We start from the raw sequence: 16,935 nt of genomic DNA, 5'->3' as shown, positions 1-16,935 counted from the left end.
AAGATTTTAAACAATGGCGACCTTTCAAAAACGCAATGGTAGAGTGACAGCTACCGTTAGAATTAAGCCGCATCCGGCTAAATCAAAAACATTTGATACTTTGCGTGATGCAAAGAAGTGGGCGCAAGAAACAGAAGTAAGATTAAAGAATGAAAAGTTAGAGATTTTCGACCATATTATATTTAAAGATGCCTTAATTGAGTACCGTGATACTGTCTCTATTAATAAACGTGGCTATGAAAAAGAACGAAGAAAAATAAACTTTTTATTAAAAGCCATGTATGTAGATCAGCCGCTCATTCAAGTTAATAAAGACTTCTTAACAGAATGGCGTGAGCAAAGGCTTTTAAATGTTAAAGGTGCCACGATTAGGCGTGAGTTTATTTTGCTGTCAGCTTTTTTCACTTGGTGCATTGAGGTCAAGCGATGGCTATCAGTGAACCCTCTACGTGAAATTAAGTTCCCTTCAGAATCACCGCATCGAGAACGTGTAATTAGTGATGAAGAAATAGAAATTTTATTACCTTTCTTATCTACTGAGATGCGCTATATCTTTTTAATCGCTTTACAAACTGGAATGAGACTTTCAGAAATTTGCAATCTGAAATGGGAAAAAATTAGATTGAGTAAAAGCTATTTAATTTTAGACCTTACAAAAAATGGTCGTGCAAGGGAAGTGCCTTTAAGTTCCCAAGCGGTTGAAATCTTTAAATCCATTGGCCCAAAAAAGCAAGGGTATGTATTTAGTATAACTAGTGATGATGCAACCGATGAATTTCGGGATGCTAAATTAGAAGCGGGTTTAGAAGGTTTTACTTTCCATGATAGTCGCCATACTGCAGCAACAAAAATCGCTTTAAAAATCCCGCTGCTTGATCTGTGTAAAATGTTTGGGTGGAGTAATCCACGGCGTGCGATGATTTACTACAATCCCACTTCTAGTGAGATTGCAGCGCGGCTTTCACAGCCGTAAGCGAATAACGGCCTTTAATATCTTTGAATCTATGTTCTTTGGCTAACTTCTTAAATGAATGGTAGGATAAGCCCGGTATACGTTCACATAATTGCGTAATGTTAAGCAGCTCATCGCCTTGGGCTGCTAAAACTTTAGTTACTGCATTCTCACATGCCTTTTCGATGACCTGAGCCAATTCGGATGCAGGCATAGAAACAAATTTAACTTCTGTCATGCAGCATCTCCTCCCTTATGTTTACAGCTATTCACCAACTCAGTAATTTTTGTTAACCCATAAGCTGTGATTCGCATATGTAAATGAACTTTCTCCTCACCAGTATTTTTATTTATGATTACTGGTGATGGGCGATTGATAAATATTCCTGCCTCTCGTTTTGTTGAGTACGGTTGTAGACGTCCATGCTCTTCTCGATAAATCCATTTTTTATCAATTAATAGACTTATTAGTTTGCGTTCACCGATATTAATAGTTTTTGCACATTCGCGTATAGTGTATGTGCCATCAGTATTAGCTATAGTTTCAAGTGCTTGCGCTTTTGGCTCTAATAACTCAACCTTTGACTTTGCTGCCGCTAACTCTTTTGTTTTTGACTCTAAAATATTGTTTGCAACTTGAAGTGCCTTAGCCATCAATATTTCTGGTGAATTAACTTCTTGTCCAACAATATACCCACCATTTTTACGAATGCTTGGCAATACATCAGAAGTAACCCATTTCTTAAATTGCTTAGCTTCAGGTTTACGGCTTGTTAGAACTAAAGAATAAAGACCAGATTCATTAACTAAATTAGTTGGTCTGTGGTTACCCTCGATAGTATCGAGGGTAACTTCATCATTATCTAATCTACGTGCTGCATCACTTGGATTGCCAATCTCTAAAACATTACAAACATCAGAAAGAACAAACCAAATTTCACCATCCTCTTTTACAATGGTGCGGACTTCGTTTTGATTGAAGTTAAAAACAGATACATTGTTCATCACTTAATCTCCTCAACCTTTTCAGCAATTTCCTCCAGGATTCTCCACCCATCCAATCTGTGAAGCGGTTCCTGTACTCCACTGGCATCACATTGCTGCTGAACTATCTTTTCAATTGCCACTACAACTTCTCTAGTTCTTGGTACAACAATGTGATTCTCTGGCACCGTCTGAGCTTTGGCTTTTTCTAGCTCTGCATCACGATGCTTTGCACATCTAAGCCAAGCATCCCAACGGCTATTCATGTTGCTTATTTCTTTCTGAGCAATTTCAGAAGGATTGTTTGATCTAGTCATAAACAGTTCATGCTCATGACTAAAAATAATGTCTCTTCTTCCTTTGTAATATTGGAAGGTATCCAGAAAAGCCTCTCTTTCCTTATTCAAATCAATCATTCACGCCACCATTCTATAAATACGTTTAACTTCATGATCCAGCTCATCCATTGCAGAGCGACCTTCTTTGAAATATTTCAAAAGCATTAGCTTGTATCGCTCTTGAGCTGCTTTGTTCATCACACCTTCGTTGCTTACTGAAAGGGTGGCTTTATTACCTTTAATCAAGTTCACGCCGAGCGGTGTACCTTTCCCGCGATACCCAGCATTTACGTTGAACACAATGAACTTTTCGAAAAGCTGCATTGGTAGCAGCTTTGGCTCGAAAAGAAACTCTGGAGTAATTTGTTTCGACATTAGAAAGGTTCCTCCAGTAAATAATCTGGTTCGTTTGATGCCGCATTTTCTAATTCAAAGCGGCGTTTCTTAACAAAATCCATGAGTCGTGATTGAATCTGTGGATCTCGTGCAGCCACATCTATTTCCAAAGCATCTAACGTTGTAAGGTCCGGTGCAGTTTGGATCTGAACCATTAGTGAAGGTGGTTCATTTGCAGGTGCCTTAGATTTTTCTAGCTCTTCAAGTCGTTTGTGAGTGGCAAGGAGGAGAGGTTCCATTTGTTTGTCATTCCACGTACGGGTATATCGATAAACAGCATTTACCTCTTCAGGTGTTTTTGATTCTTTTACACGCTGAAGAAGAGCATCTAATGCCTTCTGATATTCAGGATCTACTTTAGGCTCGTTAGTTTCTGGAACTAACAGATCCTCAGATGTGGTGACATTTGTTTGTTCGGTAATAACAATTGTTGGTTGAGTTTCTGCAGAAATAACTTCACTAGGCTTTTCTGCTTTTGATTTTTTGCCTCTCTGTTTTTTGGGTTCCTCACCAAGACGAATAACACTTAATTCATTGTTGATTTCAAAACCGAGTGCTTTTGAAAAAGCTTTTAATTGAAGCTTGGCGTTTTCTGCATCACGTTGAACAAAGCCGCTATTAATAGATTCAATTAATGCGGTGGTTCTAAAATTCACGACGTAAATAGAAGGCGAATATGTAGTAATTACAAAAACATCCTGTCCTTCCTCATATTCATCAATAGTTAATGGCTTTGTGAATGTAATGCCAGCCAGCTCAATAGTTTCGATTTTGATGCAGAATTCAAAACCCGGTTTACCAAAAACAGAAGCGGGGAATTGATCTAAGTCAGAAAAGTCCAACATGTCTCCAATAGGACGACATAGAACAGTTTTACCTTTTTGAAGTGCTGCAAATGCTTCTTGAGCAGTTAAAATATTTTTCATGCTGTCATCCCAGTTTTAGCCAAAGTTTCAATGTCTTGTTTAACTGCTGTTAGCTTTGCCGCTTCAATTTGAATAAGGGCATCTATGCCGAAGTGCTCACAAACTGTTTTTACATCGAGGCCCCGTTCAGCAATAAAGTTTTGAAGTTCATCTCTTTGTTGATCTGAGATACCGTTAAATTCAGGTGGACTAATCCAAGTGCCACGTTGCTTATCAAACGTGCAATTCAATGCTTTAGCCCTCATTAACATTGCTTGGCGCATGTTCTGGTAATACATGTGTTCTTTATCAAGCGACTCGGTTAATTGATTAAGGTCACCTACATGTTCAGCTTCTTCACAGCTTTGTTTCCAGTTTTCTAGTTCTTCTTGGGCTTTAGCTGCTGCAAGTTGTGCAGGCGTTAAGGTGTTAATGTGATCTTTAGCTTGAGTAATCAGGTCAGCCAAGAAAGTAGGGTGTGCTTTAAGATCAGGTACCCATACTTCACCGGTTTCACCGCCTAAAGCACCTGAGTTTTTCGCATGATGTGTAGGCGAAGGTTTGAAATTAATAACGCGGGCATTTTTACCTTCACCAGTAGTAACAGTTGTTAGATAACCCATGACATCTGCGATACGGTAAAGCTCGTTACGGTTTTTACCACCTAGATCTGGGCGGTAAATAATTTGATCACCGTTTTGATCTTCTGATGCGTGTGCAATGAAAACAACATCTTTACCTAAACTGATCAAAGTATTGATGTATTGCTTGAAGGTTTGGTTCGCTAGACCTTGAGCCTTTAACTTTAAAGAACCATCTTTTTGACGGTTATTTGCCGTAAGTAACAGGTGGGTTTTAATGCATTCAAGCATTGCACCCACGGTATCAATGACAACAGTTTTATATGGTGCTAAGTCCTGCGGAGTAAGGTTTGCAACATCACTCCATTGTTGAACCTGTACAACCGCACCACGACGTAATTCACCAGTACGGTGAGCACCACGGTCAAAGTCAAAAGAAATTGCTTTTTCCGCAGTAAAGCCCATCGATGATTTACCTAAACCCGGATCAGCGTATAGGTACACAATAATTGCTTGAACCAATAAAGTTTGGTCAGCAGTAATAATCGGTAGAGCCATTTTTCTTATCCTTATCTTGAGCCAGTGAAGCCGCGCTTAGTTTTATAAGCTTTGCGGTCATAAGTAGGGATGTTTGTTTCACGTAGCTTTATAGCGAGCTGCTTTCTGCGTTGGAAATCAATTTCTTGTGTGAGTTCATTCCAAACTTTTGGATAGTCAGTTTGGAACCTGAACACATTTAATGGTGTCTTAAATCCGTCTTTAACTTTGTAAAGAACTGAGCCATTAGCATTAGATGCGTACACTTGCCAGCCAATGCGAACTGAATACAGCCCTTTATCATCACGGCCTAAATAAGACTTATAGCCGTCAGGGTGATGCTTAACTTTTTGCATGATTAAGCCACTCCCATAGATTCTTGATAGATCCAAATTTTAGGATTGCTATCAAGTTTTGCAGAAAACACACCTGTGCCTTTAGTGCGAATAATCACGCTTAGATCATAACCACACTGTTTTTCGGTAATTTGGTGGCCTTTAATGCCCATGCGCCTAGCCACTTGCCATGTATAAGGTCGATAACCTTCCTTATTGAGTTCGATCACTGTTTCCAAAACGGCTTGTTGGCGTTCAGATAGATTTAGAGTTGAATTAGCCATGATTAAGCCTCCACCAACTTGTTACGTTCGATGAAGCCTTTTAAAAGGCCATTGATGTTTCGGATGTCTTCAAATTCGGTGAAATCGTTATATGACTTACCGTTAATATCAGTGATTTCATTTACTGTGAGTTGAGTAATATCGACAGCGGTGAATTCAGAACCCGGAACGCCGTAACTGTCTGGATGAGCTTCAAAATCAAAGCTAACGTTTAAACGGAAGCTATCTAATTTAATTACAGCAACGCCAGAATGTTTACCTGTGATTTTTGCGGTTAAAACCCCGTAAGTACTTGGTTGGATTTTTGGAGTAAAAGAAGTATAAGAATCTTTTGCTTCAGCTGGTGGTTGAAATTGGCAAGCAACTAAAGTGCCACCTGATAATGCAAGGGCAGCTATACTGCCAATTGCAAATAAGTTGAAAGGATTTGTTTTTACGTTCATAATTGATCTCGCAGTTTGCAAAGCACATCGAATCTGGGGAGAGGCGGTGTGCTTTTTTGTTATTTACGAGATAAAATTATCAAAAGATAATTTAGTTAGCAATAGCAAATGATAAATAAATTTATCATTTTTGATAATTGTATGATTATTAAGGCAATAAAAAAGCCTGATTATTTATCAGGCTGATAATGTAATTTTTTATATTTTTATACTTCTCCGCATCTCCAGCGTACTAAACCTTTAATTTGAATGGCATCTAAATCTTCCTTTTCAATGTGCTCATCTGGAAAGGTTTCTTTGTCGGGATTATCACTAACAATTCTTAAGCCGCCGTTGGTTTTTCTAAAAAGTCTTTTTATTCTTAACTCTTTATTTGCAACAAAAGCGTAAACTTTATCACTAATGACTTGATCAATCGTTTTTACTCGTAGGTCTGTAAGAATAGCATCCGTATGATTGATTGTTGGCTCCATGCTTCTACCATCACCAGTAATAATACCGGTATCTTCATGGCTTAACGAAAGCCCACATTTACGGATAAAACTTTCTTTAAAAACCAGCCCGCCTTTAATCAATTCATCTTCATTTGTATAACCATTACCACATGCAGCTTTAATGTCATACATCGGAATAATTACATAGTCACCTGAATCATCAAGGTTTGAAGCAGGACGAATAACACCATTCTCAATTTTACTTTTACCAAACGGACTTGATTCATCAAGTAGGTCCAGAAAATTTGCCTCTAAATTTAACTCTTTTTCAATCTGCCGCGCTTTCGCCTCGCTAACACCTCGTGAACCTTTTTGATCAGGCTCCATAAGCATTTGAGAGAGATAGGTTTTGTCGATGCCTACAGCAACTGCAAAGTCTTCTTGACGCTCGTAAATTTTGTCAGAAAGTAACTGGTCAATTAGCTTACGCAAGTTCTTACGACGTATTTCTTTAAGATTCATGGACACAACATTCATAAGCCAACTAATTATCAAATGATAACAATAAGGGATAAATTTTGCTAATTATCCTATTGCAATTAAAATTATCAAAAGATAAACTCATGTGATAAATTAATTATCAATGGGTTTATCAATGGAAGTGGAAGTATCAACCAAATCACTTGCTGATTACCTTAATTCTTTGCCTAACAAAGAAGCTAAAGAGAAGTTTGCAAAAAAATGCGGATCAACTCTTGGTTATTTACGTTTAGTCGTAAACAAATTTCGTTTTTGTAGCGCAACTTTGGCAATTGCCTTAGACCGAGAAAGCCACGGAAAAGTTAGTTGCGATGAATTATGCCCAAATGCTGACTTTGACTATGTAAGACGTAGCACAAAACCCAAGCGTACCGCATAGGAACCATTATTCACTTACGCCTTATGTGCGTATACGTGAAATTTAAAGAGGTATTCACATATGAGTGAAATTCACTTAAGCCCAGAGGCTAAAACGGCAATTTACAAAATTGTTCACCAATCGCAAGGAATTTCACCGCAAGAAATTGCAGACGTTCTAGGCGATTCATACAAGAGCGTTCTTAACTACGCAAACCCAAATATGGAAACACATTTCCCAAGTATCAAAAAACTTGAGGCAATGATTCAGTTTACACGCAACCCAGCTTTAGTTAAGGCATGGGCACACATGCTTGGTTATGTTCTAGTGCCAGCTAATCAAGTGGATGAGAAAGGCCATGAAGTCAGCATTGTTGAAACCTTGCTACATATAAATATTAACAATGGCCAAACCAATCAACAGGTCCACAAAGTTTTAGAGGATGGAGTTGTTACACCTGCGGAATTAGCAGATACAGAAGAAATCTTAGAAGAAATGGAAAACCACATTCGCCAACTTCGAGAGGCGCTTAAGTCGGAAGCTGCAACTTATATTTCTAAGGTAAAGAAAGAAAAAGCCTGATCTGGTCCATCAGGCTAGTTAATTCAATTACTTGCTAGAGGAATCGAATATGCAAAATAATTTATCAGAACAGCCAACCGAACTCAACTCGCAAGATTTTTTAGTAGGCGATGTGGTTGTGCTTACACCGCAAGGCTCCAAAGATTACCTGCTTGAAATCATTGACTACAAGTACACGAATGATTTGTTCCGAGTAAAGGTTATCTCCTCTGGTGCTTGTGGACCAATCCATAAAAGCCAGATTCGCCACGCAACAGTTGCTGAACTTAACGCCAAACGCCGGCTAACAAGCGCTGAGCAAGCATTAGCGGAGGTGTCATGAACAGCTTTACACAGCAAATCAAAGATTCTCGTCAGCAAAGTGAAATCCAATCTTTTTACGAGCCTGCATTGCGAGTGCTTGGGCACCTATTTGAGGTGAAAAAGCAAAATTTACGTAACAAAGGTTATGACGAAAATAATGCGGCGGTAACCAAAGTTGAATTTTCAGAGGCTATGGCTCGTCAATTTCGCATAACGCAGTGGTTAGCACAACAGATTGTAACCAGCTTAACCAAAGCGTGTTTGGTTGATTCGTTTGGTGGCTATGTTAAGCCAAAGGATGGTGAAAAGTGAGATATGCAGCAAGAAGAAAACAGGATATTTCCGTTTCCACCACACCGCTAGAGGTGGTAATTCCACTGGAACAACCAGTAAAGATCTATTCGGCTAAAGAATTAGCAGCTATGCCACTTTCAGTTATGAATGCCGCAATTGAGGCTCAGGAAAGATTTTATCAACTTGAAGAATTAACCCATATGGGGGGGCAGGCTATAGCAGTTCGCCGTCTCATGGAGGATGGGCACAAACTAATTCAGGTGAAAGAAAAGTCTCGTATTCGCTACAAAATCAACAACGAATTTATTCCTCCAAGAATTATTCGTCAGTTGGAAATGCGCGGTCTTGTAAAATTAGGAGCAGTCACTGATGTATAAATATCTCCACCATATCAGCGACTTTATGGTTGCTACAGCGCACCTTAGCCCAGTTGAAGAGTGCTTTTATCGCCGTGCTCTCGATTTTTATTATTTGAATGAAAAACCATTACCCAAAGAAACCCAGTCGGTTTTTCGTCGGTTACGTGCAAATACCCAAGAAGAAAGGGATGCAGTATTAATTGTGCTGCAAGAGTTTTTTGTGGAAGAGGAAGACGGGTTTCACAACAAACGTTGTGATTCAGAAATCGCCGCTTATCAAAAAGTAGGGGATAAAAATCGTGAAAATGGTAAGAAAGGTGGGCGTCCACGTAAGGAAAAACCAAAAGAAAACCAAAGTGAAGGCGACTCGGTTAATTCTGAAAACCCACAAAAACCCAGTGGGTTAATTTTGGGTTCTGAAAGTGAAAGCCAAAAAAACCTTAACCATAAACCGTTAACCGATAACCAATATATAGATAGTAGTAGTAATGCGCGTGAAGAAAATTCGCAATTTACACCAATCCAATTTGCTCAGTATCAGATCGATGATCACAAGCGTTACTCAATGCGTGAATTCATTTCTGAATACAGCGAGTTTCAATACGATTTCATCTCACTTGCTCAACAAAGATTTGTTTCTGTACCTGAAATCGACTTGAGAACCATGATTCAAAATTTCGGTGACTGGTACTTTGCAAACGAATCAAGCTCGTTGAATACACCAAGCATCTGGTTGGTTAAGTGGTTCTCTTGGGTTCAAAACAACGAGAAACAAGTTGCTGCTAACCGCAAGAAGCAAGAGCAAATCACTTCAGTTGGGCAAAAAACACAAGAGCCGGGTTACTTCGCAAATCTTTTTGAAGAACAAAACCAGTCTCAAATCGTGGATGTAACCCCTTCAAAAAAGTTTCTAGTGAGTGAGGAGGTAGGTCATGCATGAGATTACCTTGAACGAAGTGCGTCAATTAATCGCTTCTCTTCGCACTGTTTACGCTGCTCAGTTCAATAAGCAATTTCCAGCAACAGGCGAAAGCGCAATTCCTCTGTCAGTGGTTGAGCAAATCGCACTTAAAACACTGGTTGGCGTTCAACAAAACCAATTTAACAACGCACTTGGTCGTTTACTTACAGCAGGTGGACGCTTTATGCCGTCATTTGCCGAGTTTCGCACCTGGTGTATCGGTGAAAGTTGGATGTCTCCAGAAGAAGCTTGGTCTCGCGCATGTAAGTTTACAACTGACCGTTCCGTGGTTATTACCCAAATCACTAAGTACGCCTTAGACGAGGTTAGGTATTTGATCGAAGCCGGCCAAATGCGAGCAGCTCAAGATAATTTCTTCGGGACCTACAACGTGATGGTTGCTAAAGCTCAGTTAAAAGGCCGTCAGCAAGAGTTTTACACTCCACCGCTACAACTAGAACACAAAGAACCTAAACACGTTCCTGTGAGCAATGACGAGGCTCAAAAGCATCTCAAATCATTGATGGAAAGATTAAAAATCAATGGTCGTAAACCTGCACCAGTTCAAAAACTTGAGGCAAAAGAAAAAGAGCCTGAGCTTATAAAAGAGTTGGGCCCTGATCCTTTCGATAATCCACACGAATACGCAGAGATGTGCCGTCGGGAGGGTATGCCAATTCCTAGAAATATTCAGCGATTGATTGATGGGGTGAATGTATGAATTCCATGACAAAAAATAAGTTATTTGGATTAGCTGATGATCGAACTGATGTATGGGCTACGCCGCAAGATTTTTTCGAAAAATTGGATCGAGTATTTAACTTTGATTTAGACGTTTGTGCTCTGCCTGAAAACGCTAAATGTGAACGTTATTTTACACCTGAAATTGATGGTCTAAAGCAAGAGTGGACTGGGACATGCTGGATGAATCCACCTTACGGCAAAGAAATCATCGATTGGGTTGCTAAGGCAGCGGAAACAGCAAGTAAAGGGCATACGGTAGTTGCACTCGTTCCAGTAAGAACTGATGCCCGATGGTTTCAAGATTACTGCTTAGGAAGAGAAATTCATTTTATTCGTGGACGCCTAAAGTTTGGTGGTTCTAAAACGAATGCACCTTTTGGTTGCTGTGTTGTGGTGTTTAGACCAAGCCTGATAGACGTCAGTTGGGAGAAATCAGCATGACTAAATTCGAGATTTTAAGCTGTGGCTTACTCATTTCGTGTGTAACAGCAGTACTTTGCGGTGCGGTGGTTTTGTGGTGGTTGGCGCGTAAAGAACATATTAAGAAAGGAATTCACCAATGAAACTAACTAAACAGCAACGTGCTGAGCTAAAACAAAAGTTTGGTGGACATTGCGCTTACTGTGGTGAGTTGCTTGGCGATAAATGGCATGCAGACCATATCGAAGCAGTGAGACGAGATTTAATTCATGTTGGTGGCGGTAAGTTAATTACGGGTGAAATGACTAGACCGCAAAACGACACTTTAGAAAACATGAACCCTGCATGTGTTCCTTGCAATACAAACAAATCGTCTATGCCGCTGGAAGGGTGGCGAAAAATGCTTACACATTACCGTGATGTGCAGTTACTACGCGATAGCACACATGCCCGCCATTTACTTCGTTTTGGTTTGATTGAAATTAAGACAAAACCTGTGACGTTCTTCTTTGAGAATTATAAAGGAGCCAGTCATGAATAAACCATTAGAAACTTTTGATATAGACGCAGCAAAGGCTCGCTACGAAAAATTACGAGGCCGATATAACCGGAGTGGGCTATCTAATACTGATTACAACGAGCTACTTCAATTAGAAAAGGCACTTGACCAAGCGAAGAAGTTTAATGCGGAGGGCGCAAAAAATGGACAGTAGATGGATTGAAGCGCAACGCCGTGAAATGGAAAAGCTTATTTCACCAGAGCTAATCAAGTCGAGGGATTTAGCACGTCAAAGTTACTTCGATCATATGGAAAAAGAAATGGCTGACCACGTATCACGCTCAATTGAACCACTCAGCGGTAAAAAGCAAAGCACTCTGGTTGAACTAAGGGAGTCAATTGAAAAACTGGCTCAGAAGTATAAACAAGATGCTCATTCTTCCAGCCTTTTTGGAGATCTGGATAAATCACGTGTTTATAACGGCATTGCCAATCAATTGGACCAGTTACTTAAGGGTTAAGTGTAATGAGCAAAGTTTTAATTGGAATTGATACTGGAGTAAATACCGGCTTTGCAGTGGCATTTGACCAGGGTAATGGTGGCCAACTACAAGATGTTGAATCTCTAACAATTACTCAGGCTATGAGCAAAGTTTTAGAGCTGGTAGAGGGTCATGGCAAAGAAAATCTAATGTTGTTTATTGAGGATGCCCGTTTGCGTACATGGTTTGGTAATGCAGATGCGCGACAAGATCGCAGTGGTGCCGGAGTTCGTGAAGGGATCGGATCCGTGAAGAGGGATGCTCAGATTTGGGAGGATTGGTGCAAAGAACAAGGCTTGAAATACAAGATGATTCACCCTGCAGCTAACAAAACCAAAACTGATGCTAAGTATTTTTCAAAACTAACAGGGTGGGCAAAGAGAACTAATGAACATGCACGGGATGCAGCAATGCTTGTATTCGGGCGATATGCAAAATTTTGATGTGAAAAAGGTTTTAACAAGTTGTTTTTTATTAAAGGTAAAGGGTAAGTAGGAAGGCGATTATGCTAGTTGAAAAGTTTGATTTTATTGAGTTACTTCGCCTTGCTATTGCTCAAAGCGAAGGTAAAGGGAAAATTACTAAGCATGTTGTTTTGGGAGAAATTGCCTTATTGCCTGCAGGTGCAAAAAAATGGGCAGAATTACTGCTTGAACGTATTGATTTTGAGCGCATTGCAGAAATCACAGAAACAAAGAAAATTTATGAGACCAGGATAATTAATGGTAAGGAATCAAAAAAGCGTATTGGTGAAATACCGGGTAAAGTTGAAATAAAAAAAGGGGAGATTAACTCAGCTGATTTTTTCCGCGTTAGAAACGTACTAGCGGGTAAGATCCATCGTGAAATGATCAAAAAGAACTTTAAGCCAAATAATTGTCAGGGCGATTTATCAAATGTGGCCAAAGGTATTGCTGAGGTTGTTTTGCGTGGGCGATTATTTACAAAGGCAATGTGTGGCCATTGCCAGGGATTAGGCAAATTGGAGTTATTTAATGAAAAGGGATATCCAAGCGGATCTAAGTTTTGTGATAAATGCAGTGGTACGGGGAAACGCCCATATACATTGCATGAAAAAATTACGATCGCAAAATTAAAAGTGTCTAAGTCTGGTTATTCTGAGCGATATGAACCATATGAATTAATTGCTGAAGCATGTATCGAAAATTGGGAAAACACCATTAGAACTAGCCTGGCTAGATCGTTTCATTTTGAACCAGAAGAAATATCATTAGCTTGACTTAAACAGAACGGTTGAGTATAAGTATTTCTAAAATGGGCGCTTTATACATGGATCGCCTGAAAAACTTAATAAAAGCTCACTAATTTTAGTGGGCTTTTTGCGTATCTGGAGCACTGGAAATGGGAAATACCTGGCATGCTGACCAAGAAAAACCAGAATTACGGCCAGATGAAAAACCTTTAAATTGCCCATTTTGTGGATCTGATTCAATTTGTACAGATTCTTCACATTATGGAAAACCAGATGAAGACGGCTCTATAGCATGGGATGCTTTCACATGGTGTCATGATTGTGGATCAAAAGGCCCTAGTGCTTGGGCGATGATCGCTTGGGATGAAAGTTTTCATTACGACACTGTTTATGAAGAAAGATCAGTTGTTAATTATGCTATTCGCCAGTGGAATACACGCAAATAAGTTTTATTAATCTCGAGAGAGGTGTTTTATAAGCACACCTCTCTTTTAGCCGGACGGATTACGGCGCATGAAGCCCTGCCAAATACTAGTTATTGGCGGGGCTTTTATTTTTCGGGGGATATATGACAGATATTGTTGAAGCGAAAAAGAATCTTGATAAATACTCAGAAGAATTAAACCGCTATCAGAATTTGTCACGCACTGGGTTAAGCCGTGATGAGATGCTTGTTATCGACAACATCATTCTTCGCCTGAAAAACCAGATTAATAATTTACGGTCCATGTTAAATGCGTGACGCCAAACGATTAGCCGAAGTACGCAAGCTGCCATGCATGAGATGTGGTGCACCAGCACCAAGCCAAGCCGCGCATTCTAATTCTAGTAAAGACGGCAAGGGCAGATCTATTAAGGCTTGCGACTCAAAAACAGTTTCATTGTGTTTTTCCTGCCATCATTTATTTGATACCTACCAACTGGGAAACAGACAGGAAAGCGAAGAGCTATTTAATAAATGGCTTAAGCGAACCAACGCAATGCTTGAGTCAGAACAAGATTTATTTTGAATTATAAATAACCCAAACAAAACCATTAAAAGCGGTGTGTTTAATTGGGTTTAGTCCTGAGCCGAAAGGCTCTTTTTTTGTGCCTAGAAAAAGGAAGCGAGAAATGAAAACGAAATTCTTGGCTATTGGCTTGATGTGTACCATGGCAATGGTTGGTTGTTCTCGTGATGCTCAAGTAGCTTCTAAGAATCTTTCTTATGCAGCTGACAACTTTGAGTTGGATCGTAGAATTGTTTTTTATAATGGGATCACTGGTGACTACATCCTTACAATCGAAGGCAAGTGCTCTTTTGATGCAGTAAGTGAAAAGAAAGTGGATGTAACTTGTAAGACAGGTGATTCTGAATTTAAAAAGCATTCATTGGGTATATCTGACAATGTAACTTATTTTTCTGAACAACTAACAAGTAAAGGTGTTAGTGCGTACCACTACAAGGTAGCTTTTAAACCACAATCAATAGTTCCTGATGTTGATCTGAAAGTGAATTAATTCCCTCGAATTCGATGGAATTAATTTTGGAGGGAATATGGAACCAGCAACATTCCCAATCAATAGTTATTCTGGAATTGTTCAGGTAATTAACTATCTGAACAATAACCACTCCAAAGCAGCCGCAGAAGGCAAACCTTTAGTCGTTAGAATCAATCAGAAAGAAGACGATAGAAGCGCCGCACAAAACCGGCTTTACTGGGCTTGGCTTGAGCAGATCAAGCAAAAGACCGGTAACTCAAAGGATGACCTTCATTTACTTTTTAAGAAAAAGTTTCTTGCCCGGATCTATGTTGAAGGTCGGCAAGAGACTGCAGAAAAGTACATGGCTTTGCAGAACTTTAAAGATGTTATTCAAGCATTCGATGGACCTAAGCGCCGTCAACTTGAAAAGGATTACCAAGTTTTGGTCAATACCTTCATTAAAGACCACCTGCAAAGCAAGAAGGCCACCATTAAAGAATTCACCAAATATCTGGATAAGATCAACATCTATGCACATAGAGACTTGGGCGTGATGTTGATTATCCCGGATGACCTTAAGTGGTGTTATCAAAATGAGCAATGATTCAAATTTGCAAGACGTGGTGCTTAAGCTGATAGAGCAGACAAATAAGCTTATAGACCATAACAATAAGTTGACTGAACAAAACAATAAGCTTATCGAACAGAATAGCTTAATCATTCAAATCAATGCTGAACAGTCTGCACAACTATCAGAAGTCTTGGCAATGTTTGAAGATGATGAACCAGCGCCAAAGTCTAAATCATTGGATGGGTGAGCACGATGATTCCAAAGAACATTATTAATAATCGATTGGGTTTTCATGAATTGGGCCGTGAGTCTGATAAGCCCTTCATAGCAATTGAGCTGGAAGGTCCAGCAGTTCTACGGAAGCAGATGGAACTCAATTTAGTTAAGTTGATCCAAGAGTATCAACGTAAAGGCTTAGACATGAAATACATCAACATTGATTTACTTAATGGTGTTGATGCGCGAGTAACCTTAAATGAAACTCCAAACATTCAAGAACAAGTTGCAGACGCTACAGGCACCCGCACAAAGCCAGAAGAACTCTAAACAAAACAATTGGGGTTCTGGTCGTGGTGGCCGTCCGTGGCGCCGTCTTAAAGCTAAGATCCATTTACGTGATGAGTGGACCTGTCAATGTTGTGGAATCGTCACTAAAGACTTAGAGCTTGACCATATTGTGAATGTGGCAAGAGGTGGAACGGATGATGAATCCAACCTCCAGTCTCTTTGTGTTCCATGCCATAAGAAGAAAACCCAACAGGAGAGCCGGCAATGAAATGCATAACAATTGAGCGCACAGTTGATGCTTGGCATGTTGAGGCGCTTTTAATAAGAGCAAAAGAAGATTTTTCAACATTGCCTGCATGGGTAAAAAAGATGCACCAAGAAAACAAGTTTCTTATTGGTGGCAGTTCCATTCGTGTTCACACTAGAGACTACATAGAAGAGCTGGATAAGCAGCATGTTTTATTTCGTCACGATAATGGTGATGTGGAAGCTCTGCTTATAGATCAATTCTATAGACTCTATAAAGATCCTATATGCGGGTAAGGATTGCTAAATGATTACTAATGATTTTGCTAAAGGTGATGTGGTTGCTTTGCAGGGTGCTTGGACTGACCTTATGACAGTTGAAAAGGTAGAGTGTGGGAAGGTTTATTTCACATCGGGTGACTATGCAGATTCAAGCAAGGTCCGGTATGCAGAACCTGAAGAGATAGAAGCGGGTTGTAAGCTTTATTAAATATATTTAGGATGCACCAAAATGATGCACAAAAATCCAGCAGGCAGGGGGGAGGTCAAAAGTTCCAAGCCCTTCGCCGTTGGACACCGCCCCCCATCTCATTTATAAAAAAAATTCCCTTTCAGAAAAAGTTAAAGCAAAAAGTTAAAATCAAGTTAAAGGTAGAGCAATGGCATTAACAGAGAAAATGGAAAAATTTGCTCTTGCCATTGTTGACGGCAAGACAAATAAAGAAGCAGCAATTTCAGCAGGTTACGCGGAAAAAACTGCATCCGCCGCAGGTGCTAGGTTAGCAAAAGATCCTGAAATTATTGTCTATATTGAAATGTTAAAGGCCCAAAAAGAAGGGCGCTCTTTAACATCTGATTCACCAAAAGTTAAACCTAAAGATACGCCCGAAAATAGTGGTGAAGATGAAAACCCTATTGAGGAATTTCAATTTGAAGGTGATGACCCTTTAGATTTTTTAATTAAGGTCATGAACTTCAATGGCAACAAGCTGCCACTAAGAATGCAGGCAGCAATTGCAGCATTGCCATACAAGCACGGCAAGGTTGCAGAAAAGGGCAAGAAAGAAACCAAAGCAGAAACTGCAAGAGAAGGTAGTAAATCAGGAAAGTTTGCAACTTTAGATAATCAATTGATGAGCTAAA

35 protein-coding genes are annotated in these 16,935 nt (G+C 39.7%); 25 read left to right on the top strand and 10 right to left on the bottom strand.

Going from position 1 to position 16,935, the window contains the following annotated elements:
- Positions 1-13: 13 nt before the first annotated feature.
- Positions 14-973 carry a tyrosine-type recombinase/integrase gene (locus tag RFW85_RS17055; RefSeq protein ID WP_000190203.1) on the top strand — a complete coding sequence of 320 codons (960 nt, stop codon included), beginning with the start codon at positions 14-16 and terminating at the stop codon, positions 971-973.
- On the opposite strand, the gene RFW85_RS17050 is transcribed toward RFW85_RS17055, so the two are convergent.
- The 10 genes from RFW85_RS17050 to RFW85_RS17005 all read right to left on the bottom strand — a co-directional run bounded on the left by RFW85_RS17050 (position 939) and on the right by RFW85_RS17005 (position 6,711).
- Positions 939-1,190 carry a hypothetical protein gene (locus tag RFW85_RS17050; RefSeq protein WP_000141159.1) on the bottom strand — a complete coding sequence of 84 codons (252 nt, stop codon included), beginning with the start codon at positions 1,188-1,190 and terminating at the stop codon, positions 939-941. The genes RFW85_RS17055 and RFW85_RS17050 overlap by 35 nt on opposite strands.
- On the bottom strand, positions 1,187-1,957 hold the full coding sequence (locus RFW85_RS17045; protein ID WP_033844705.1) for a BRO family protein: 771 nt from the start codon (positions 1,955-1,957) through the stop codon (positions 1,187-1,189). The genes RFW85_RS17050 and RFW85_RS17045 overlap by 4 nt, the downstream gene beginning before the upstream one ends.
- The gene (locus RFW85_RS17040; protein WP_309171730.1) at positions 1,957-2,352 is read right to left on the bottom strand and encodes a hypothetical protein; all 396 of its coding nucleotides are present in this window, start codon (positions 2,350-2,352) and stop codon (positions 1,957-1,959) included. Before RFW85_RS17040 ends, RFW85_RS17045 begins: the two co-directional genes overlap by 1 nt.
- On the bottom strand, positions 2,353-2,649 hold the full coding sequence (locus RFW85_RS17035; RefSeq protein WP_032031551.1) for a hypothetical protein: 297 nt from the start codon (positions 2,647-2,649) through the stop codon (positions 2,353-2,355).
- The gene (locus RFW85_RS17030) at positions 2,649-3,596 is read right to left on the bottom strand and encodes a hypothetical protein (RefSeq protein WP_309171729.1); all 948 of its coding nucleotides are present in this window, start codon (positions 3,594-3,596) and stop codon (positions 2,649-2,651) included. The genes RFW85_RS17035 and RFW85_RS17030 overlap by 1 nt, the downstream gene beginning before the upstream one ends.
- Positions 3,593-4,714 (bottom strand): ATP-binding protein, encoded by a 1,122-nt coding sequence (locus tag RFW85_RS17025; protein ID WP_309171728.1) that lies wholly within the window; start codon positions 4,712-4,714, stop codon positions 3,593-3,595. Before RFW85_RS17025 ends, RFW85_RS17030 begins: the two co-directional genes overlap by 4 nt.
- Positions 4,715-4,725: 11 nt before the next feature.
- A complete protein-coding gene (locus RFW85_RS17020) occupies positions 4,726-5,049 on the bottom strand; it encodes a hypothetical protein (RefSeq protein WP_057082099.1) in 324 nt (107 codons plus the stop codon).
- Between the two features lie 2 nt (positions 5,050-5,051).
- Positions 5,052-5,312: a hypothetical protein gene (locus RFW85_RS17015; protein ID WP_019767489.1), complete on the bottom strand. Its 261-nt coding sequence runs from the start codon at positions 5,310-5,312 to the stop codon at positions 5,052-5,054.
- Positions 5,313-5,314: 2 nt separating this feature from the next.
- Positions 5,315-5,755, bottom strand: coding sequence for a hypothetical protein (locus RFW85_RS17010; protein ID WP_086222011.1), 441 nt, complete (start codon positions 5,753-5,755; stop codon positions 5,315-5,317).
- Between the two features lie 206 nt (positions 5,756-5,961).
- Positions 5,962-6,711, bottom strand: coding sequence for an XRE family transcriptional regulator (locus RFW85_RS17005; protein WP_032018627.1), 750 nt, complete (start codon positions 6,709-6,711; stop codon positions 5,962-5,964).
- A gap of 133 nt (positions 6,712-6,844) precedes the next feature.
- Here RFW85_RS17005 and RFW85_RS17000 point away from each other — a divergent pair, with 133 nt between their 5' ends.
- The 24 genes from RFW85_RS17000 (at position 6,845) to RFW85_RS16885 (ending at position 16,934) form a co-directional block, all read left to right on the top strand.
- Positions 6,845-7,108 carry a transcriptional regulator gene (locus RFW85_RS17000; RefSeq protein WP_019767546.1) on the top strand — a complete coding sequence of 88 codons (264 nt, stop codon included), beginning with the start codon at positions 6,845-6,847 and terminating at the stop codon, positions 7,106-7,108.
- A gap of 60 nt (positions 7,109-7,168) precedes the next feature.
- Positions 7,169-7,669: a phage regulatory CII family protein gene (locus RFW85_RS16995; protein ID WP_019767547.1), complete on the top strand. Its 501-nt coding sequence runs from the start codon at positions 7,169-7,171 to the stop codon at positions 7,667-7,669.
- 49 nt (positions 7,670-7,718) lie between these two features.
- Positions 7,719-7,991: a hypothetical protein gene (locus RFW85_RS16990; protein WP_001180657.1), complete on the top strand. Its 273-nt coding sequence runs from the start codon at positions 7,719-7,721 to the stop codon at positions 7,989-7,991.
- Complete coding sequence (locus tag RFW85_RS16985; RefSeq protein ID WP_001084141.1) at positions 7,988-8,284, top strand: hypothetical protein; 297 nt, start codon at positions 7,988-7,990, stop codon at positions 8,282-8,284. The genes RFW85_RS16990 and RFW85_RS16985 overlap by 4 nt, the downstream gene beginning before the upstream one ends.
- A complete protein-coding gene (locus RFW85_RS16980; protein WP_001267985.1) occupies positions 8,281-8,643 on the top strand; it encodes a hypothetical protein in 363 nt (120 codons plus the stop codon). The genes RFW85_RS16985 and RFW85_RS16980 overlap by 4 nt, the downstream gene beginning before the upstream one ends.
- Positions 8,636-9,565 carry a YdaU family protein gene (locus tag RFW85_RS16975; protein WP_000280082.1) on the top strand — a complete coding sequence of 310 codons (930 nt, stop codon included), beginning with the start codon at positions 8,636-8,638 and terminating at the stop codon, positions 9,563-9,565. Before RFW85_RS16980 ends, RFW85_RS16975 begins: the two co-directional genes overlap by 8 nt.
- Positions 9,558-10,307: a hypothetical protein gene (locus RFW85_RS16970; protein ID WP_000544513.1), complete on the top strand. Its 750-nt coding sequence runs from the start codon at positions 9,558-9,560 to the stop codon at positions 10,305-10,307. Before RFW85_RS16975 ends, RFW85_RS16970 begins: the two co-directional genes overlap by 8 nt.
- Positions 10,304-10,771, top strand: coding sequence for a DNA N-6-adenine-methyltransferase (locus RFW85_RS16965; protein ID WP_001087504.1), 468 nt, complete (start codon positions 10,304-10,306; stop codon positions 10,769-10,771). The genes RFW85_RS16970 and RFW85_RS16965 overlap by 4 nt, the downstream gene beginning before the upstream one ends.
- Positions 10,768-10,893 (top strand): putative phage replication protein, encoded by a 126-nt coding sequence (locus tag RFW85_RS16960; protein WP_024436720.1) that lies wholly within the window; start codon positions 10,768-10,770, stop codon positions 10,891-10,893. Before RFW85_RS16965 ends, RFW85_RS16960 begins: the two co-directional genes overlap by 4 nt.
- Positions 10,890-11,291, top strand: coding sequence for an HNH endonuclease (locus tag RFW85_RS16955; RefSeq protein ID WP_000778996.1), 402 nt, complete (start codon positions 10,890-10,892; stop codon positions 11,289-11,291). The genes RFW85_RS16960 and RFW85_RS16955 overlap by 4 nt, the downstream gene beginning before the upstream one ends.
- Positions 11,284-11,463, top strand: coding sequence for a hypothetical protein (locus RFW85_RS16950; RefSeq protein ID WP_001039748.1), 180 nt, complete (start codon positions 11,284-11,286; stop codon positions 11,461-11,463). Before RFW85_RS16955 ends, RFW85_RS16950 begins: the two co-directional genes overlap by 8 nt.
- Entirely contained in the window at positions 11,453-11,770 is a 318-nt protein-coding gene (locus tag RFW85_RS16945) for a hypothetical protein (protein WP_002115758.1), read from the top strand. The genes RFW85_RS16950 and RFW85_RS16945 overlap by 11 nt, the downstream gene beginning before the upstream one ends.
- Positions 11,771-11,775: 5 nt before the next feature.
- Positions 11,776-12,234, top strand: a complete 459-nt coding sequence (locus tag RFW85_RS16940; RefSeq protein ID WP_002115761.1) for a hypothetical protein — start codon at positions 11,776-11,778, stop codon at positions 12,232-12,234.
- Positions 12,235-12,296: 62 nt separating this feature from the next.
- Positions 12,297-13,031 carry a hypothetical protein gene (locus RFW85_RS16935; protein ID WP_000959671.1) on the top strand — a complete coding sequence of 245 codons (735 nt, stop codon included), beginning with the start codon at positions 12,297-12,299 and terminating at the stop codon, positions 13,029-13,031.
- A gap of 122 nt (positions 13,032-13,153) precedes the next feature.
- Positions 13,154-13,450 (top strand): Lar family restriction alleviation protein, encoded by a 297-nt coding sequence (locus RFW85_RS16930; RefSeq protein WP_000528643.1) that lies wholly within the window; start codon positions 13,154-13,156, stop codon positions 13,448-13,450.
- Positions 13,451-13,572: 122 nt separating this feature from the next.
- Positions 13,573-13,746, top strand: coding sequence for a hypothetical protein (locus tag RFW85_RS16925; RefSeq protein WP_166436875.1), 174 nt, complete (start codon positions 13,573-13,575; stop codon positions 13,744-13,746).
- A gap of 371 nt (positions 13,747-14,117) precedes the next feature.
- Positions 14,118-14,504: a hypothetical protein gene (locus tag RFW85_RS16920; protein WP_000850037.1), complete on the top strand. Its 387-nt coding sequence runs from the start codon at positions 14,118-14,120 to the stop codon at positions 14,502-14,504.
- A 37-nt stretch (positions 14,505-14,541) separates the two neighbouring features.
- On the top strand, positions 14,542-15,072 hold the full coding sequence (locus RFW85_RS16915) for a hypothetical protein (RefSeq protein WP_000433061.1): 531 nt from the start codon (positions 14,542-14,544) through the stop codon (positions 15,070-15,072).
- Entirely contained in the window at positions 15,062-15,286 is a 225-nt protein-coding gene (locus RFW85_RS16910) for a hypothetical protein (RefSeq protein ID WP_046127756.1), read from the top strand. Before RFW85_RS16915 ends, RFW85_RS16910 begins: the two co-directional genes overlap by 11 nt.
- A gap of 5 nt (positions 15,287-15,291) precedes the next feature.
- Positions 15,292-15,585: a hypothetical protein gene (locus RFW85_RS16905; protein ID WP_309171727.1), complete on the top strand. Its 294-nt coding sequence runs from the start codon at positions 15,292-15,294 to the stop codon at positions 15,583-15,585.
- Positions 15,515-15,814, top strand: a complete 300-nt coding sequence (locus RFW85_RS16900) for an HNH endonuclease (RefSeq protein ID WP_031980908.1) — start codon at positions 15,515-15,517, stop codon at positions 15,812-15,814. Before RFW85_RS16905 ends, RFW85_RS16900 begins: the two co-directional genes overlap by 71 nt.
- The gene (locus RFW85_RS16895; RefSeq protein ID WP_000649784.1) at positions 15,811-16,089 is read left to right on the top strand and encodes a hypothetical protein; all 279 of its coding nucleotides are present in this window, start codon (positions 15,811-15,813) and stop codon (positions 16,087-16,089) included. The genes RFW85_RS16900 and RFW85_RS16895 overlap by 4 nt, the downstream gene beginning before the upstream one ends.
- 10 nt (positions 16,090-16,099) lie before the next feature.
- Positions 16,100-16,282: a hypothetical protein gene (locus tag RFW85_RS16890; RefSeq protein WP_006581799.1), complete on the top strand. Its 183-nt coding sequence runs from the start codon at positions 16,100-16,102 to the stop codon at positions 16,280-16,282.
- Positions 16,283-16,451: 169 nt separating this feature from the next.
- A complete protein-coding gene (locus tag RFW85_RS16885) occupies positions 16,452-16,934 on the top strand; it encodes a terminase small subunit (RefSeq protein WP_001219089.1) in 483 nt (160 codons plus the stop codon).
- Position 16,935: the final 1 nt, after the last annotated feature.

This window comes from Acinetobacter sp. 12966, from assembly GCF_031196995.1.
Classification (GTDB): domain Bacteria; phylum Pseudomonadota; class Gammaproteobacteria; order Pseudomonadales; family Moraxellaceae; genus Acinetobacter; species Acinetobacter geminorum.
Note: the sequence above shows the minus strand (reverse complement) of the source record. Positions and strands in the feature narration are given on the sequence as shown.

Excerpts from the sequence above, each read along its gene's own strand:
- RFW85_RS17050 (WP_000141159.1), bottom strand. The coding sequence starts at position 1,190 with ATGACAGAAGTTAAATTTGTTTCTATGCCTGCATCCGAATTGGCTCAG.
- RFW85_RS16955 (WP_000778996.1), top strand. The coding sequence starts at position 10,890 with ATGAAACTAACTAAACAGCAACGTGCTGAGCTAAAACAAAAGTTTGGT.
- RFW85_RS17005 (WP_032018627.1), bottom strand. The coding sequence starts at position 6,711 with ATGAATCTTAAAGAAATACGTCGTAAGAACTTGCGTAAGCTAATTGAC.
- RFW85_RS17035 (WP_032031551.1), bottom strand. The coding sequence starts at position 2,649 with ATGTCGAAACAAATTACTCCAGAGTTTCTTTTCGAGCCAAAGCTGCTA.
- RFW85_RS16960 (WP_024436720.1), top strand. The coding sequence starts at position 10,768 with ATGACTAAATTCGAGATTTTAAGCTGTGGCTTACTCATTTCGTGTGTA.
- RFW85_RS16940 (WP_002115761.1), top strand. The coding sequence starts at position 11,776 with ATGAGCAAAGTTTTAATTGGAATTGATACTGGAGTAAATACCGGCTTT.
- RFW85_RS16900 (WP_031980908.1), top strand. The coding sequence starts at position 15,515 with ATGAAACTCCAAACATTCAAGAACAAGTTGCAGACGCTACAGGCACCC.
- RFW85_RS16885 (WP_001219089.1), top strand. The coding sequence starts at position 16,452 with ATGGCATTAACAGAGAAAATGGAAAAATTTGCTCTTGCCATTGTTGAC.
- RFW85_RS16930 (WP_000528643.1), top strand. The coding sequence starts at position 13,154 with ATGGGAAATACCTGGCATGCTGACCAAGAAAAACCAGAATTACGGCCA.
- RFW85_RS16965 (WP_001087504.1), top strand. The coding sequence starts at position 10,304 with ATGAATTCCATGACAAAAAATAAGTTATTTGGATTAGCTGATGATCGA.
- RFW85_RS17010 (WP_086222011.1), bottom strand. The coding sequence starts at position 5,755 with ATGAACGTAAAAACAAATCCTTTCAACTTATTTGCAATTGGCAGTATA.
- RFW85_RS16950 (WP_001039748.1), top strand. The coding sequence starts at position 11,284 with ATGAATAAACCATTAGAAACTTTTGATATAGACGCAGCAAAGGCTCGC.
- RFW85_RS16920 (WP_000850037.1), top strand. The coding sequence starts at position 14,118 with ATGAAAACGAAATTCTTGGCTATTGGCTTGATGTGTACCATGGCAATG.
- RFW85_RS16985 (WP_001084141.1), top strand. The coding sequence starts at position 7,988 with ATGAACAGCTTTACACAGCAAATCAAAGATTCTCGTCAGCAAAGTGAA.
- RFW85_RS16890 (WP_006581799.1), top strand. The coding sequence starts at position 16,100 with ATGATTACTAATGATTTTGCTAAAGGTGATGTGGTTGCTTTGCAGGGT.
- RFW85_RS17045 (WP_033844705.1), bottom strand. The coding sequence starts at position 1,957 with ATGAACAATGTATCTGTTTTTAACTTCAATCAAAACGAAGTCCGCACC.
- RFW85_RS17055 (WP_000190203.1), top strand. The coding sequence starts at position 14 with ATGGCGACCTTTCAAAAACGCAATGGTAGAGTGACAGCTACCGTTAGA.
- RFW85_RS16905 (WP_309171727.1), top strand. The coding sequence starts at position 15,292 with ATGATTCCAAAGAACATTATTAATAATCGATTGGGTTTTCATGAATTG.
- RFW85_RS16915 (WP_000433061.1), top strand. The coding sequence starts at position 14,542 with ATGGAACCAGCAACATTCCCAATCAATAGTTATTCTGGAATTGTTCAG.
- RFW85_RS17040 (WP_309171730.1), bottom strand. The coding sequence starts at position 2,352 with ATGATTGATTTGAATAAGGAAAGAGAGGCTTTTCTGGATACCTTCCAA.
- RFW85_RS16935 (WP_000959671.1), top strand. The coding sequence starts at position 12,297 with ATGCTAGTTGAAAAGTTTGATTTTATTGAGTTACTTCGCCTTGCTATT.
- RFW85_RS16945 (WP_002115758.1), top strand. The coding sequence starts at position 11,453 with ATGGACAGTAGATGGATTGAAGCGCAACGCCGTGAAATGGAAAAGCTT.
- RFW85_RS16910 (WP_046127756.1), top strand. The coding sequence starts at position 15,062 with ATGAGCAATGATTCAAATTTGCAAGACGTGGTGCTTAAGCTGATAGAG.
- RFW85_RS17030 (WP_309171729.1), bottom strand. The coding sequence starts at position 3,596 with ATGAAAAATATTTTAACTGCTCAAGAAGCATTTGCAGCACTTCAAAAA.
- RFW85_RS16895 (WP_000649784.1), top strand. The coding sequence starts at position 15,811 with ATGAAATGCATAACAATTGAGCGCACAGTTGATGCTTGGCATGTTGAG.
- RFW85_RS17015 (WP_019767489.1), bottom strand. The coding sequence starts at position 5,312 with ATGGCTAATTCAACTCTAAATCTATCTGAACGCCAACAAGCCGTTTTG.
- RFW85_RS17025 (WP_309171728.1), bottom strand. The coding sequence starts at position 4,714 with ATGGCTCTACCGATTATTACTGCTGACCAAACTTTATTGGTTCAAGCA.
- RFW85_RS17000 (WP_019767546.1), top strand. The coding sequence starts at position 6,845 with ATGGAAGTGGAAGTATCAACCAAATCACTTGCTGATTACCTTAATTCT.
- RFW85_RS16975 (WP_000280082.1), top strand. The coding sequence starts at position 8,636 with ATGTATAAATATCTCCACCATATCAGCGACTTTATGGTTGCTACAGCG.
- RFW85_RS16925 (WP_166436875.1), top strand. The coding sequence starts at position 13,573 with ATGACAGATATTGTTGAAGCGAAAAAGAATCTTGATAAATACTCAGAA.
- RFW85_RS16970 (WP_000544513.1), top strand. The coding sequence starts at position 9,558 with ATGCATGAGATTACCTTGAACGAAGTGCGTCAATTAATCGCTTCTCTT.
- RFW85_RS17020 (WP_057082099.1), bottom strand. The coding sequence starts at position 5,049 with ATGCAAAAAGTTAAGCATCACCCTGACGGCTATAAGTCTTATTTAGGC.
- RFW85_RS16990 (WP_001180657.1), top strand. The coding sequence starts at position 7,719 with ATGCAAAATAATTTATCAGAACAGCCAACCGAACTCAACTCGCAAGAT.
- RFW85_RS16995 (WP_019767547.1), top strand. The coding sequence starts at position 7,169 with ATGAGTGAAATTCACTTAAGCCCAGAGGCTAAAACGGCAATTTACAAA.